General features: G+C 70.3%; 14 protein-coding genes and 2 pseudogenes. 7 read left to right on the top strand and 9 right to left on the bottom strand.

Features of this window, described 5'->3' with window-relative positions; translation table 11 throughout:
• Positions 1 to 150: 150 nt before the first annotated feature.
• A complete protein-coding gene (locus tag ACIBJF_RS26270; RefSeq protein ID WP_399177201.1) occupies positions 151 to 342 on the bottom strand; it encodes a hypothetical protein in 192 nt (63 codons plus the stop codon).
• Positions 343 to 440: 98 nt separating this feature from the next.
• Here ACIBJF_RS26270 and ACIBJF_RS26265 point away from each other — a divergent pair, with 98 nt between their 5' ends.
• The 3 genes and pseudogenes from ACIBJF_RS26265 (at position 441) to ACIBJF_RS26255 (ending at position 2,197) form a co-directional block, all read left to right on the top strand.
• On the top strand, positions 441 to 1,346 hold the full coding sequence (locus tag ACIBJF_RS26265; RefSeq protein WP_399177199.1) for a sensor histidine kinase: 906 nt from the start codon (positions 441 to 443) through the stop codon (positions 1,344 to 1,346).
• Positions 1,264 to 1,587, top strand: coding sequence for a sensor histidine kinase (locus tag ACIBJF_RS26260; RefSeq protein ID WP_399177197.1), 324 nt, complete (start codon positions 1,264 to 1,266; stop codon positions 1,585 to 1,587). The genes ACIBJF_RS26265 and ACIBJF_RS26260 overlap by 83 nt, the downstream gene beginning before the upstream one ends.
• Positions 1,572 to 2,197: pseudogene (locus ACIBJF_RS26255) on the top strand (LuxR C-terminal-related transcriptional regulator). Before ACIBJF_RS26260 ends, ACIBJF_RS26255 begins: the two are co-directional and overlap by 16 nt.
• 46 nt (positions 2,198 to 2,243) lie before the next feature.
• Here the strand turns inward: ACIBJF_RS26255 and ACIBJF_RS26250 are convergent.
• The 4 genes from ACIBJF_RS26250 to ACIBJF_RS26235 are packed head-to-tail and all read right to left on the bottom strand — an operon-like array spanning position 2,244 to position 4,548.
• The gene (locus tag ACIBJF_RS26250; RefSeq protein WP_399177195.1) at positions 2,244 to 3,011 is read right to left on the bottom strand and encodes a DUF899 domain-containing protein; all 768 of its coding nucleotides are present in this window, start codon (positions 3,009 to 3,011) and stop codon (positions 2,244 to 2,246) included.
• A gap of 60 nt (positions 3,012 to 3,071) precedes the next feature.
• On the bottom strand, positions 3,072 to 3,737 hold the full coding sequence (locus ACIBJF_RS26245) for a DUF2182 domain-containing protein (protein ID WP_399177193.1): 666 nt from the start codon (positions 3,735 to 3,737) through the stop codon (positions 3,072 to 3,074).
• Positions 3,738 to 3,776: 39 nt separating this feature from the next.
• Complete coding sequence (locus ACIBJF_RS26240) at positions 3,777 to 4,127, bottom strand: ArsR/SmtB family transcription factor (protein WP_399177191.1); 351 nt, start codon at positions 4,125 to 4,127, stop codon at positions 3,777 to 3,779.
• Positions 4,114 to 4,548, bottom strand: a complete 435-nt coding sequence (locus tag ACIBJF_RS26235) for an SRPBCC domain-containing protein (RefSeq protein ID WP_356308435.1) — start codon at positions 4,546 to 4,548, stop codon at positions 4,114 to 4,116. Before ACIBJF_RS26235 ends, ACIBJF_RS26240 begins: the two co-directional genes overlap by 14 nt.
• A gap of 421 nt (positions 4,549 to 4,969) precedes the next feature.
• Between ACIBJF_RS26235 and ACIBJF_RS26230 the strand changes: the two genes are divergently transcribed.
• Positions 4,970 to 5,482, top strand: a complete 513-nt coding sequence (locus ACIBJF_RS26230; protein WP_399177188.1) for a hypothetical protein — start codon at positions 4,970 to 4,972, stop codon at positions 5,480 to 5,482.
• Between the two features lie 730 nt (positions 5,483 to 6,212).
• On the opposite strand, the pseudogene ACIBJF_RS26225 reads toward ACIBJF_RS26230, so the two are convergent.
• Together ACIBJF_RS26225 and ACIBJF_RS26220 are read right to left on the bottom strand one after the other, a co-directional pair.
• A pseudogene (locus tag ACIBJF_RS26225) lies at positions 6,213 to 6,581 on the bottom strand (DUF899 family protein); the annotation flags it as partial.
• On the bottom strand, positions 6,509 to 6,826 hold the full coding sequence (locus ACIBJF_RS26220) for a DUF2182 domain-containing protein (RefSeq protein WP_399177350.1): 318 nt from the start codon (positions 6,824 to 6,826) through the stop codon (positions 6,509 to 6,511). The pseudogene ACIBJF_RS26225 and the gene ACIBJF_RS26220, both read right to left, overlap by 73 nt.
• Positions 6,827 to 7,271: 445 nt before the next feature.
• On the opposite strand from ACIBJF_RS26220, the gene ACIBJF_RS26215 reads away from it, so the two are divergent.
• On the top strand, positions 7,272 to 7,847 hold the full coding sequence (locus tag ACIBJF_RS26215; RefSeq protein ID WP_399177186.1) for a hypothetical protein: 576 nt from the start codon (positions 7,272 to 7,274) through the stop codon (positions 7,845 to 7,847).
• A gap of 95 nt (positions 7,848 to 7,942) precedes the next feature.
• Here ACIBJF_RS26215 and ACIBJF_RS26210 read toward each other — a convergent pair whose 3' ends face one another.
• Positions 7,943 to 8,179: a hypothetical protein gene (locus ACIBJF_RS26210; protein WP_399177184.1), complete on the bottom strand. Its 237-nt coding sequence runs from the start codon at positions 8,177 to 8,179 to the stop codon at positions 7,943 to 7,945.
• Positions 8,180 to 8,298: 119 nt separating this feature from the next.
• Between ACIBJF_RS26210 and ACIBJF_RS26205 the strand changes: the two genes are divergently transcribed.
• Positions 8,299 to 9,465 carry a PP2C family protein-serine/threonine phosphatase gene (locus ACIBJF_RS26205; RefSeq protein ID WP_399177182.1) on the top strand — a complete coding sequence of 389 codons (1,167 nt, stop codon included), beginning with the start codon at positions 8,299 to 8,301 and terminating at the stop codon, positions 9,463 to 9,465.
• Positions 9,466 to 9,617: 152 nt separating this feature from the next.
• On the top strand, positions 9,618 to 11,249 hold the full coding sequence (locus tag ACIBJF_RS26200) for a sigma-70 family RNA polymerase sigma factor (protein WP_399177180.1): 1,632 nt from the start codon (positions 9,618 to 9,620) through the stop codon (positions 11,247 to 11,249).
• A 2-nt stretch (positions 11,250 to 11,251) separates the two neighbouring features.
• Here the strand turns inward: ACIBJF_RS26200 and ACIBJF_RS26195 are convergent.
• On the bottom strand, positions 11,252 to 12,366 hold a 1,115-nt coding region (locus tag ACIBJF_RS26195), incomplete at its 5' end, for a lanthionine synthetase LanC family protein (RefSeq protein ID WP_399177178.1).

Below are 12,366 nucleotides of genomic sequence, written 5' to 3'. Positions count from 1 at the left end.
CGGCGACTCGCCATTGGGCCGGCGGCCGTCGGCCCGTGCGCTGTCGCTGACGCGGTTCAGCGAGCCGGCAGAGGCCGACGGCGGGACCACCGCCTTGGCGCCGGGCGTTCTCTCCCCGCTCCGGCCGAGCGGCAGGTGAGCGGTGCGGTGTCAGGACACGTCGCGTCGCATGGAGGTGGTGACGGCGAGCGCGGCGAAGACGAGCGTGTACACGGCGAGTACGGTGCCCCCACCCCAGCGTGGCAGCAGGTCTTGACTCGTCATGGCTCTGGCTCTGGCTCCGGCGCCGAGGGCCTGGCCGGCGTTGAACGGCAGCCAGCGGGCGAGGTTGCCGATCAGCATCGTTGGGGGATGGACATGTTCGGCCACCTGCGTCGCGCCGCTCGCCCCATGCGCATCTGGCGGACGCGACGATCGCCGCGGCCGTTTTCGCCGCCACCGTGCTGACCACGTTCGCCGGACACACCGGTGCCGCCGGCCACAACAGCACCGTGGCGCTCGCCGCCGCCGCGCTCGCCTGCGGGGTGCTGGCCGGACGGCGCCGTCGCCCGCCGGCGACCCTGGCGGTCAGCGCCACGGCGGCGGAGGTGTTCCTCGCCGTGAGCGGGGGCACCGGCGGGGTACTGATCCTGCTCGCACCGTTGACGGCCCTCTACACGGTCGCCGACCTGGTCGAACGCCGACGCGGCCTGGTCCTCGGCGCCTCGTCGGTGGCCGCACTCGCCCTCGTCCGCGCGGTGCACAGGCCGGCGCTGCTCGGCCCGCAGAACCTGGCGTTCATCGCGCTCGGCGGTCTGGCGATCGCCGCCGGCGACTCCTCCCGCAACCGCCGCGCCTACCTCGCCGAGGTCGAGCAGCGCGCCGAACGCGCCGAAGCCGAACGCGAGCAGGACACCCGGCGCCGGATCGCCGAGGAACGGCTGCGCATCGCCCGCGACCTGCACGACTGCGTGGGACACCAGCTCGCGCTGATCAGCGTGCAGTCCAACGTCGCCGGGCAGGCCCTCGACCGCGATGTCGCGGGGGCCCGAGAGGCCATCGCCCATGTGAAGTCCGCCAGCCGCAAGGCGCTCGGGGAACTGCGCGACACCGTCAGCCTGCTCCGGCAGCCCGGAGACCCCGTCGCCCCCACCGCGATCCCCGCGCCCGGCCTCGACGGTCTCGACGAACTGCTCGCTGCGCGCTTCCGGCCTGGACATCGACTGCCGGGCCGACGGCAGGGTCGTTCCCCTGGCCCCCGCGGCCGACCTCACCGCGTACCGCGTGATCCAGGAGTCGCTGACCAACGTCTACAAGCACTCCAGCCGGCGGCAGGCACGCCTGACACTGAGCTACGACCCCCATGAACTGCGCATCACGGTCGACGACCTCTCGGGCGGGAGCACCGGGACCAACACGCACGCCCCCGGCAGCGGGCGCCCGCCGGGCGACCGGCACGGCATCGTCGGCATGCGCGAGCGGGTCCTCGCCCTCGGCGGCCGTTTCGCCGCGGGCGCGCGTCCGGACGGTACCTTCCAGGTGACCGCCGACCTGCCCTGCCAGCCCCTCGACCTCGCTCCGGAGCCCGCCCCGTGGCCATCCGCGTAGTCATCGCCGACGACCAGCCCGTGGTGCGCACCGGTTTCAAGGCACTGGGCGAGGCGGTGCGGCTGGCCAGAGCCGCCCAGGCCGACCTGGTGCTGATGGACATCCGTATGCCCGTCCTGGACGGCCTCGTGCCGACCCGCCTGATCACCGGGGACGAGGACCTCGCCGGGGTGAAGGTGCTGATCCTGACCACCTTCGAGATCGACGAGTACGTCTTAGAGGCGCTTCGTGCCGGCGCCAGCGGCTTCCTGGGCAAGGGCGCCGACGCGGAGGAACTGCTGCAGGCCATCCGCACGGTCAGCCGCGGCGACGCACTGCTGCTCCCGCCGCGACCAGAACCCTCATCAGCCGCTTCCTCGCCACCCCGGCCGCCCCGGGTCCCCTGGACGAGGCGGCCCGCCGGGGTCTGGAGGCGCTCACCGACCGCGAACGGCAGATCACCGCGCTGGTGGCGACCGGGCTGTCCAACGACGAGATCGCCGCCCAGCTCGTGCTCAGCCCCGCGACGGTCAAGACCCACGTCAACCGCGCCATGGCCAAGGTCGGCGCCCGTGACCGCGCTCAACTCGTCGTCTTCGCCCACCGCAGCGGCCTGACCGAATCGCCGTAGCGCCACGCTCCGGTGCAGGCCGCCCTCGTGATCCTCCGGTGGTCGCTCACTGGTTGTCGTACTCGTCGTGTCGGCGCCACCAGAAGCCGTCCTCGTTACGGCCGAGGGGCGCGCGGTCGAGCCACTGGTACATCCCCCACAGGGCGTCCAGCCCGCGCGAGTACGCCGAGTAGGTGTGGTACACGGCGCCGTCCTGTAGCGCGAACGCGCTCACGCCGGGGCCTTCTCGCCGGTAGGTCTCCCAGTCCGTGCCGACGATCGACTGGGTGAAGGCGTCGCGGGAACTCTGCTCCTCGTCCGTCGCCGGCCGCATGTCCTCCTCACCGAAGTTGTACGCGACGAGACCCGCTTCCCATTCCTCCTTGGTGTGCGCCACCCCGAAGTCGAAGTTGAAGTCACTGCCGTGGGAGGACGCCCACGGGAAGGTCCAGCCCATCCGATCCCGGTAGGCGTGGAGTTTGGCGAGCGGGGCTCGCGAGATCGCCCAGAACATGACGTCGTGGTGGGCGAGATGGACCGCGGAGTCGTTGAAGCCGTCGGCGATCGCCGAGCAGGACGGGCATCCGGCGGTGTAGTCGGGACCGAACATGAAGTGGTAGACGAGCAGCTGTGAGCGTCCCCGGAACAGGTCGGCGAGCGACGCCGTTCCCTCGTCGGTCTCGAATCGGTAGTCCTTGTCCACCCGGACCCAGGGCAGCTCCTGCCGTCGCCGGGCCAGCTCGTCGCCGCGCCGGGTCAGCTCCTTCTCCGCCTCGAGCAGCTCCAGCCTCGCGGCAAGCCACTCCTCGCGTGTCCCCGTCTTGTGACTGGTCATTGCCTGTCTCCTTGTCGTGCCTCGCTGTTGCCTTGTTCTGCCTTGTCCTGTCTGTCGTCGCTACATCGCCGGTGGCGTGAGACCCGGAACCAGCGAGGGCGCGATGACGATCACGACTCCGAGCCCGACGATCGCCAGCGCGAGCGGAACATCGATCGCGGTCTTCTCGGGCAGCAGCTTCTGGGCGGTGGAGAGCACGGCGACCGACGACATCCACAACACGCTCATCACGCCAAGCGCCACCAGCATCGCCATCAGCCCGATGCTCGAGCCGGCGCAGTACAGTCCGAACCCCAGTCCGGAACCGGCAACCTCGTGGCAGCGTCGCCGGAACCACCGCTTGACCGGCGTGAGCTCGTAGGCACCCGCGATGATCACCACTGCGCCGGCGGCCGCCGATCCGTGCGGCCGGACCAGCGCGTACGCCACGACACCGGCGAGCGCCCAGACGGCGAGGTAGGCCCCGGCGAACAGCGGCGTGTCCCGCAGCCCGCGCACCAGGCGGATGTGCCTGGCGACCGCCGGGGCCGCGCCCGGCAGCATCATCGCCGCCATCATCGTCGTCCACGTCGCGGCGAAGAACCCGAACGACCCGGGCCTGGTCGCGACCCCCATGTCCATGCCCTGCATCAGCCGGACCGCGGCCACCCAGCATGCCGCGGCGAGCCCGAGCGTCGCCCCAAGCACCCACGCCGACGAGGCCGGGTGCCGGATTTCCACGTTCACCGCGGATTCTCCCTCCGGTGTGTCAGGCGGCGGACGCTGTCATGGTGTTCCGCGCGCCTGCTCATCGAGGTGATCTTTCAGTGCGCCGAGCGGGCTGTCCCAGTCGCGCGCCAGCGCGGCCAGGAACTGCTGCGCCACCTGCATCGGTGCCGACCGCAGCCGGTATCGCACCCGGCGCCGTTCACCCGGTTCGGCCGTCACCAGGCCGGCATCGGCCAGCAACGCCAGGTGTTTGGCGATCGCCTGCCGTGTGATCGGCAGCCGGCCGGCCAGGTCCGTCGCCGTCGCCGGCCCCCCGGAAGCCAGCGCGGCCAGGATGGCACGCCGGCTCGGGTCGGCCAGGGCGGCGAAGACCTGTTCGGCGGTCGCCTCGATGTCAGGCTGCGGCATCGAGGTAGTCGACCAGTTCGCCCAGTTCGCGCGCCCAACCCTCGGTGTGGCCGCCGTACTCCTTGCGGTAGACCTCGTCCGGCAGCTGGGCGAAGCCGGTCTCGACCACCGTGAGCCGGGTGCCGGTGCCGACCGGTTCGAGCGTGAACTCCACATAGGTGCGGCGCGGATCGTCTTCGGGCAGTTCGGCCATGCGCCATGTGAAGCCGAACACCGTCGGCTCCTCCACCCGTTCCACCCGCATGTCGGCGGAGTGGCCGCCCTCCCACTTCATCCAGGCCGAACCGCCCGGGCGCAGATCGATGCCGGCCTCGTTGCCGAACCAGGCGCTCAGTCCCTCGGCCGTGGTGAGCGCCGCCCACACCTTGGCCGGCGGGTGTGCGATCTCGATGGTGCGCTCGATTCGATCAGGGAATGCCATGTGTGCCTCCACAGGTATAGTAACCGTTTGATTGCGACAGTATGGCAACCGAGTGGTTGCGTCAAGTCGATCGACCGGGGTGTCGAGGGCCTTCGCGCCTGCCGTGATCGACTTGGTCGCATCCACGGCCGGAGTCCCTTAGCACGACTCGGCCTCCCTCGGGCGGCGACACGCTGTGGTGTGCGAGGTGAGCAGGTATCAGGAGATCAGCCAAAAGGGCTAATGTCGCATCAATCCCCTTTGCATATGAGGGACTTGATACTCAATGGCATCCCCGAGAGGCGGCGCGTGTCGCCAGAAATACCCCGATCGGCGGCCTGATGTCGGTAATTCAATATGACTGATATGTCTGCTGTAGGTAGTTTTGATCACGACCGGCTGACGGGTCGGTATCTCTGAGACAGCAGACAGGAGAAGCGATATGAAGGTCCCCCGTTCCACTATGGTCACCGCTGGTCTCGCGGCCGCCGCAGCGCTGACCGCGACCGGCATCACCTACGCATCGGCGGCTTCCGCCCCGGTGCCCCAGTCGGCTCCGGCCGTTGCTGCCCCGGCTCCGCTCGACGGCATGTCCGGCCCGGGCAAGGGCAACGAGGGTCGCGGGGGCCGCGGAGGCCGCGGAGGCCCCGGAGGCCCCGGAGGCGACTGGGGCCGGATCGAGATCAACGAGCGGTCGTACTCCGCCCACCCGGGCGACTGCATCACCGTGGTCAGCGGCCTGGGCGCCACGACGCTGAACATCCGCAACGACACGCACAAGACCGTCGAGGTCTTCCGCGGGGCGGTCTGCGACAACGGCGCTCCCATCGCCACCGTCGGGCCTCACAGCTCCGCGAACGGGGTGCGCCCGTGCCCCACCCATGGCGTCCACGTCAGGCACGGCGTGCTCGCCAGCTTCCGTGTGGTCCGGCACTACGGCGGGGACTGGGGCTAGTCCGGCGGAGAGTAGATGATGTGGGGCCCCGGCCCGCCGGAATCGGGCCGGGGTCCTCAGTATTGACCATTCTCTGACAACACAAGCGCCCGTGCGCAGCCTGCCGGCGTCGCGCACCGGGCGCTGATCGCCTGCTGTCCGGGCGGTCGTGCCTTCGCTCACCGGCCGATCCGCCTGGTGAGGGCCGCCCGTCGGCCTTCCGTCGATGCCTGTCCCGACGCCTTGGCCGTCGGCTTCCTTCCCGGTGTGCGCTACCGCCGAACGGGTGACCAAGGCGTGAGGCGCATGCCGGGGGACCGCCGTCCGTCCCTTCCGGGCCGCGACCCGGCTTGAAGCGCATGACCTGCCGCAGGGGGGCCGCCCGCCAGGCGCTGACCAGGGAGGCGTGGTGCCCACCGGGCGGTACAGGCAGCCTCCTCCAGGCCGGCAAGATGCTCACCTACGCCGACCACGTCGGCCCTTTTCGCCGAGGAGACCGGCGCCACGGGCGAGCAACTCGGCATCTTCTCCTAGGCGTTCACCCGCCTCGCGCTCATCACGGCGGCGCGCGGAAACTCCTGGCGGCAGGTAGGGCGTCTCAAAGGCGGTGAATGCACGAGGCGCAAGCCCCGGTAACGGGCAGCCCAACGAGCCCCGCAGACGAACAACCAGCCGCAGAACCAGGCTAGTTGATCGCCGCAGAGCTCACGGCGCGGTGGCCGGACCCCCACACAGAGGTGAGAACCGGTGCCTAGGAGTGCTGTCCCGGGCCGTACAGTGCCGCGATGTCTTCGGAAGAGCTCCATCGGCTGTACGTCGGATCCTGTGGCCACCCGTCGGGCGAGTCCTGCCATTCCTCCTGTCGTCCGTACGGCAACAGGTCGATGAGCGAGAAGGTGTGACCGAGCTGCTCGACGCCACGGCCGTTGGTGTGCCAGGTCCTGTAGACGGTGTCGCCGTCACGCAGGAAGACGTTCACGGCGAATCCCCCGCCGGGCGGGGCACCCACGTCGCTGCCGAACGGGCTGTTCGCCGTGGAGTACCAGGTCATCTGATTTCCGACCCGCCGCTTGTAGGTGAGTGCCTCGTCGATCGGCCCCTGGGTGACGATGACGAATCGGGTTTGAGCGGGCCCAGCTGATACAGGCCCGCGATCAGGAACACGGCGAAGCCGATCCAGCGCCCGGCAGCGGGATGGTCGGCGCTCAGTCGGCCGGTGCCGGCCAGGACCACGTACACCGGCGCCCCGACGGCGGTCCACACCAGCAGGTAACCGCACACGAACTCCGCCGTGCGTATGGCGCGGGCCCCACCCGAGGATCGTCGGCCGATACCCCGTACCCAGGTGACGGCCACCGGGGCCATGGAGGGCAGCATCATGGCCGCCATCATCGTCACCCACAGCAGCAGGAACAGTGGCAGCGTCGTCCCCATGGTGCCGGGCCCCACCCCCATGGCCCGGGCCTGGGCGACCGCCAGCACCCACGCGGGCACCGCGGCCAGCGTGACCAGGATCCAGGCGAGGGCGAGATCCCGTTTCGGCGGCAGGCCACCGGCCGCTCCGGAAGGCGCGGTGGACCGGGTGGGCGAGAAGACGGAGCTCGTGGTGAAACGCATCGGTCGTCCTCCTGCCGACAAGACCGGGAGACCATGCCGCCACCTGCGCTGCGAGCCACGCTCCTCGCCGCAGGAGTGAGGGGCGGCACACAGACGGCCCCGGCTCTTGCCGCGTACCGTGAGAGCAGGAACGAGGACGACGACGGGGTGGTTACCGACCGGGGCAACGTCATCGCGACGCCCGGAGGAATGGATGAGCGAGCAAAGGGACCCGACCGCACCCGCCGGTACGTCGGCCGGCGCCTTCTCATTGGACAGCTCGGTGCTGCGCCGCCGCTACCGACGCGTTCTACGGCAGCTGGGCGTATGCGTGCTCCTGCTCGTGCCGTGGACCGTGTATCTGGCGGTGTCACTGCCGGATCGCTTCGAGGCTCGGTACTGGCCCGTGGTGTGGGTCGGCTTCGATGTGATGCTGCTGGTGTCGTTGGCCGGTGCGGGAGTGGCGGTGTGGCTGAGGCGGCAGGCCGTGGTCCCGTGGTCGTACGTGGCAGCCACGCTCCTGATATGCGATGCCTGGTTCGACGTCTCCTTGAGCTGGGGAAGGGCGGATGTGTGGGGGAGTGTTGCCACGGCCGTCCTGGTCGAGCTGCCTCTCGCCGTCCTGCTCATCGTGCGGGCGCGTCGGGTGCTGAAGATATCGGCCCGCCTGGCCTGGCAACGGCTCGGCCTGCCGGGAGAACCTCCGCCGCTGCGCAGAATGCCGCTGTTCGTCGACCTCGCGTCGGCGCCCGGCAACGAGTCCGGCTCGGCACGGGGCGAGGGCGTCTGACGGTACTGCCTACGACCGCGTAGCCCCCTTTGCTCAGGCCGAGTCGAACCCCGGCTCGGCACCGGCCCCCTCCCGCCTTCATGTGGGTAGCGCCCTCACCGTTGCTGCGAGTGATGAAACCGGGCACCGTCAGTTTCGCCCACCCGCCCCACGGCATGCAGCGCAGCCCAGGCCCCCGATCGCTGTCCCCGCCAGTGCGGGTGGAACAGCACCTCTGCCGAGAGGTGGATCAGCCGCCGCCGCAGCGTGGTCCGCGGGCGCGCGGCGAGTTGCCGGTAGGTGGAGTGCCACTGCTCTTGTGCGTGCGCGAGGTCGTCGGGAATCGGACTCATGGCTAAATTCAATCACGTGTTCGATTTCCTTCGCATGCTGACGCGGCCGAGGCCTCGCGGCGTGACCCCTGCCTACTGGCCGGTCGTCAGCTGCCTTGGGCGGTGGCAGTCTGGAGAATGTGGAAGCCGGGCACGGCTGGGCTGGTGTGCGGCAGCTGTGGCGGTCGAGCCACACGCTGCTGGTGATCCCGATCGTGCTCATCGTGGTGATCACAGTGGTGGACCAATTGGTCCCGGCCGACGTCCATCTCGGCCCGCTACTGGTCATCGCCCCTGCGATCACCGCCTCGTTCGCCGGCCCCTGGCTGACCGGACTGGTCGGGTTCCTGGCGGTGGGAGCGCAGGCGTACATCGGCTGGCACTTCGGCGTGCTGTTCTCGCGCAACGTGCTGGTGCAGATCCTGGCCCTGGCAGTGCTGTCAGCCATGATCGTGTTCTTCTGCGTGGTGCGTGAGCGGCACAGACGCCAACTGGCCCAGGTGCGGTCGGTCGCCGAGGCCGCGCAGCACGTGCTGCTGTGGCCACTGCCGGAGCGGATCGGCGCCCTGCGGATCGCCTGCCTGTACATGGCCGCCGAGGACGAGGCGCAGATCGGCGGTGACCTCTACGCGGCCACCCGCATCACCGGAGGCGTGCGCATCATGATGGGCGATGTGCGGGGCAAGGGGCTGTCCGCCATCGGCGAGGCCGCCCTCCTGCTCGGGGCCTTCCGTGAAGCAGCCCACCGGCACACCTCCCTGCCTGATCTGGCCGCATCCCTGGAACAGAGCGTGACCCGCTACCTGGCCGACTTCGAGCCTGCCGAGGAAACCGGTGAGCGGTTCGCAACCACTTTGCTGCTGGAGCTCCCCGACGACGATCACATCATCCGAATAGTCTGCTGCGGGCACCCACCGCCCCTGGTTCTCAGCCCCGGCAGTACCCTCACCGTGCCCAGCCTGCACCCCGCGCCACCGCTCGGGATCGGCGAAGTCGGGCCGGAGGGGTACAGGATCGATGTGCTCTCCTTCGAGCCCGGCGACACGCTCCTGCTCTACACGGACGGCGTCATCGAGGCCCGCGACGCCGATGGCGACTTCTACCCCTTCGAGACACGGGCCGCCCAGTGGAGCGAGGCCGGCCCGGAGTCGCTGCTGCACCACATCCAGCGCGATCTGCTCGCGTACACGCGCGGACGCCTCGACGACGACGCCGCTTTCGTCGCGCTCCGCCGCGAGCCCGACGCCCATCGACGCCGCCATCACGGGCGCGTCACCCACGCGGGCAGGTTGGGCGGAAGCACCTGAAACGCACGCGAGCGACATCCTCTCCGGCTCTGGGAGCCGGCTTCAGGCATGCCGACTGAAACTCACCTCCGAAGAACTGTTATCCGGGGCGCGTCGAGTGATCTCCCAGGTATCGGACACAATCGTTCGGCCTCGATGACGGGAACATTTGGATGAGTACGCAGGACGCGGTGGAGACGGCGATACTGGTCACGGCCGCCCGAGAGGGCGACACCCACGCTCAGGACGCGCTGGTCAACGCCTACCTCCCGCTGGTCTACAACATTGTGGGCCGGGCCCTGAACGGCTCGGTGGATGTCGACGACGTGGTGCAGGAGACCATGTTGCGCGCCCTGGACGGGTTGGGTGAACTGCGTACTCCTGAGCGCTTTCGCTCCTGGCTCGTGGCGATCGCGATGAACCAGGTCCGCGCGCACTGGCAGAACCGGCGCTCCGCCGCGGGCACCATGGAGGAAGCCGCGGATCTGGCCGATCCGGGCGCTGACTTCGTCGACCTGACGGTGGTCCAACTCCAGCTCGCCGGACAGCGCCAGGAGACGGCGCGGGCGACGCGCTGGCTGGAGCCCGATGATCGGGGCCTGTTGTCCCTGTGGTGGCTGGAGTGCGCCGGCGAGCTCACCCGGGCCGAGGTGGCTGCGGCATTGGACCTGTCACCCCAGCACGCGGCGGTCCGGGTGCAGCGGATGAAGGCGCAGCTCGAAGCCTCCCGCGTGGTCGTACGAGCCCTCGATGCACGGCCACGGTGCGAGGAACTGTGCATCGTCCTGGCGTCCTGGGACGGCAGGCCCTCGGCCCTGTGGCGCAAACGAATAGCCCGGCACGCGCGCGGCTGCGCCCGCTGCAGCGGGCTGTGGAGCGGTCTGATGCCCGCGGAGGGACTGCTGGCCGGTCTGGCGCTGGTCGCGGTGTCGTCCGCGCTGCTCGCCATGCTGTCCCCCTCTTCGGGGAGCGTGGCGCCGGCAGGTTCTGCCGCACCGCTCGGCGCCATCGAGGGCGACACGGGATCGGGCCCGGGCGCGGCACGACGTGGTCTACGGGGCGGAACCGGCTCGCGCCGCGAGTCCCGTCGGCGCCGGCGTATGCGGCGCCGGGCCGCCGGCGGGGCCGTCGTCGCGGCCTGCGTCGTCGGCGGTGGTCTGTGGTACTTCGGTACGGACTCCGGTACCGGCCGCGACAGCGCGAGCGCGGAGCGAAGAGCGGCGGTCCCCGTGCCGGACTTCTCCACGCCCAGTGCCGGTGGCGTGTCACCGTCGGCCTCGCCCTCCCCCTCACCGGTGAAGCCGAGGAAGTCGCGGGCCGCGAAGGCAGCGGGCCGCGGAAGCGTGAGCGGCCCCACCGACCGCCGGACCGTCCGGCCGACTGCGACCCCGACGAGTACGGCGCAGGCGCTGCCGGACCAGACGGACGTCGTCGGTCAAGTGGTTACGCTCGTGAACAAGGAGCGAGCAGGTGTCGGCTGTGGTCCCCTCACCGAGGACCCGCAGCTGCAAAAGGCGGCCCAGAGCCACTCCGACGACATGGCCGCACGTCAGTTCTTCGACCACACCAACCCGGACGGCGCCGACCCCGGCCAGCGCATCACAGCCGCCGGCTATCGCTGGTCCACCTATGGCGAGAACATCGCCGAAGGCCAGCAGACCGCCTCAGCCGTCATGCAGTCCTGGATGAACAGTCCCGGCCACAGGGCGAACATCCTCAACTGCTCCTTCAAGGACATCGGCGTGGGCGTTCACAAGGGTGCGGGTGGCCCGTGGTGGACGCAGGACTTCGGCGCCAAGCTGTGAGGTCACATCCGATTAGACGCCGGTTCTGAAGTGGGGCCTTGGGTACGGAACGGCCTGGACCGAGCGGGCACCGGAGGCTGGTCCGGCCAGGTGAACGCGTACCTGGGATCGCCCCCGCGGCTCAGGCGTACGAAGCGTAGGAGTTCCCGCACGATGCCCGCGTTGCCCATGGCCCAGCCGGTGCACGGTTCGAGGGCGCTCGGGGTGGCCCGGTGCTCGACATTGGACCAGCGGGCGCCGTCGATGTCCCGGACCGCGCGGGCGGCGAGGTCCGCGACGAGGACGTGGGCGAAGTCGTACCGGTCGTGCTGTTCGGCGATTCGATCACAGGCCAGGGCGAGAACGCTCGCGGTGCCGCAGCAGCGGCCGCTGTTGTCCCAGAAGCCAGGACGCAGCCGCTGAGGCAGGCCGGATCCGGTGACGGTCTGCCAGCAGCGGTCGGCGAGGGCGGACCAGACCGGGTCGGCCGTGATGTCCCGCAGCAGCCGGAAGACCTGGGCATCACCGGCCGGGCTGTGACACCAGCCGTAACTGAAGGGTTCGATCACGTCGGGGCGGTACTGCGGGGTGGAGTGCGGCACCAGGAAGCCCTCCGGCCCCGCTTGGTCACGCGCCACGACGTCCGCGGCACCGGCCAGCGCCAGCTCGACCAGGTCCGCACGGCCGGTGGCCCGGCCGACCCGGGCCAGAGCCAGGACGATGTCGAGCGTTCCGTGCGAGATGTGGTGCAGACGGGAGTCGGTGCCCGCGCGGTGCGCCCACTGCACGCCCGCTGGGGTCTGCTCCGCCGTGCGCAGATACGGCTCCATGGCGAGGACGGCTAGCTCGGCGTCGCCGGCCGGCAGAGCGCCGAGACCGATCCCCGCGTTGCCGCCCATCAGCTCGAACAGCTCGCCCCAGCGCGTCCCGTCGAAGCGTGACCGCACGCGTTCCAGCGCACGGCCAGCGGCCGCGCCGGCGGCCGTGTCGCCGAGGTCGTCGTGAACTGCCCGCAGGACGACGGCCATTCCGGTACGGCCGAATTGAAGTTCTCCCCTCCCTTCGCAAGCTCGGGAAGGGGATTCCCGTCTACCTTTCGGCGACGGGCTTGACGGTTTTACCCGCCCTGCGACCGCGC

Origin of the sequence: Streptomyces sp. NPDC050743 (assembly GCF_044456925.1) — a bacterium.
Classification (GTDB): domain Bacteria; phylum Actinomycetota; class Actinomycetes; order Streptomycetales; family Streptomycetaceae; genus Streptomyces.
Note: the sequence above shows the minus strand (reverse complement) of the source record. Positions and strands in the feature narration are given on the sequence as shown.

Bases quoted from the DNA above. Each gene is read 5' to 3' on its own strand.
- ACIBJF_RS26200 (WP_399177180.1), top strand. From the start codon at position 9,618: ATGAGTACGCAGGACGCGGTGGAGACGGCGATACTGGTCACGGCCGCC.
- ACIBJF_RS26210 (WP_399177184.1), bottom strand. From the start codon at position 8,179: ATGAGTCCGATTCCCGACGACCTCGCGCACGCACAAGAGCAGTGGCAC.
- ACIBJF_RS26240 (WP_399177191.1), bottom strand. From the start codon at position 4,127: ATGCCGCAGCCTGACATCGAGGCGACCGCCGAACAGGTCTTCGCCGCC.
- ACIBJF_RS26220 (WP_399177350.1), bottom strand. From the start codon at position 6,826: ATGGCCCCGGTGGCCGTCACCTGGGTACGGGGTATCGGCCGACGATCC.
- ACIBJF_RS26230 (WP_399177188.1), top strand. From the start codon at position 4,970: ATGAAGGTCCCCCGTTCCACTATGGTCACCGCTGGTCTCGCGGCCGCC.
- ACIBJF_RS26235 (WP_356308435.1), bottom strand. From the start codon at position 4,548: ATGGCATTCCCTGATCGAATCGAGCGCACCATCGAGATCGCACACCCG.
- ACIBJF_RS26250 (WP_399177195.1), bottom strand. From the start codon at position 3,011: ATGACCAGTCACAAGACGGGGACACGCGAGGAGTGGCTTGCCGCGAGG.
- ACIBJF_RS26215 (WP_399177186.1), top strand. From the start codon at position 7,272: ATGAGCGAGCAAAGGGACCCGACCGCACCCGCCGGTACGTCGGCCGGC.
- ACIBJF_RS26270 (WP_399177201.1), bottom strand. From the start codon at position 342: ATGCTGATCGGCAACCTCGCCCGCTGGCTGCCGTTCAACGCCGGCCAG.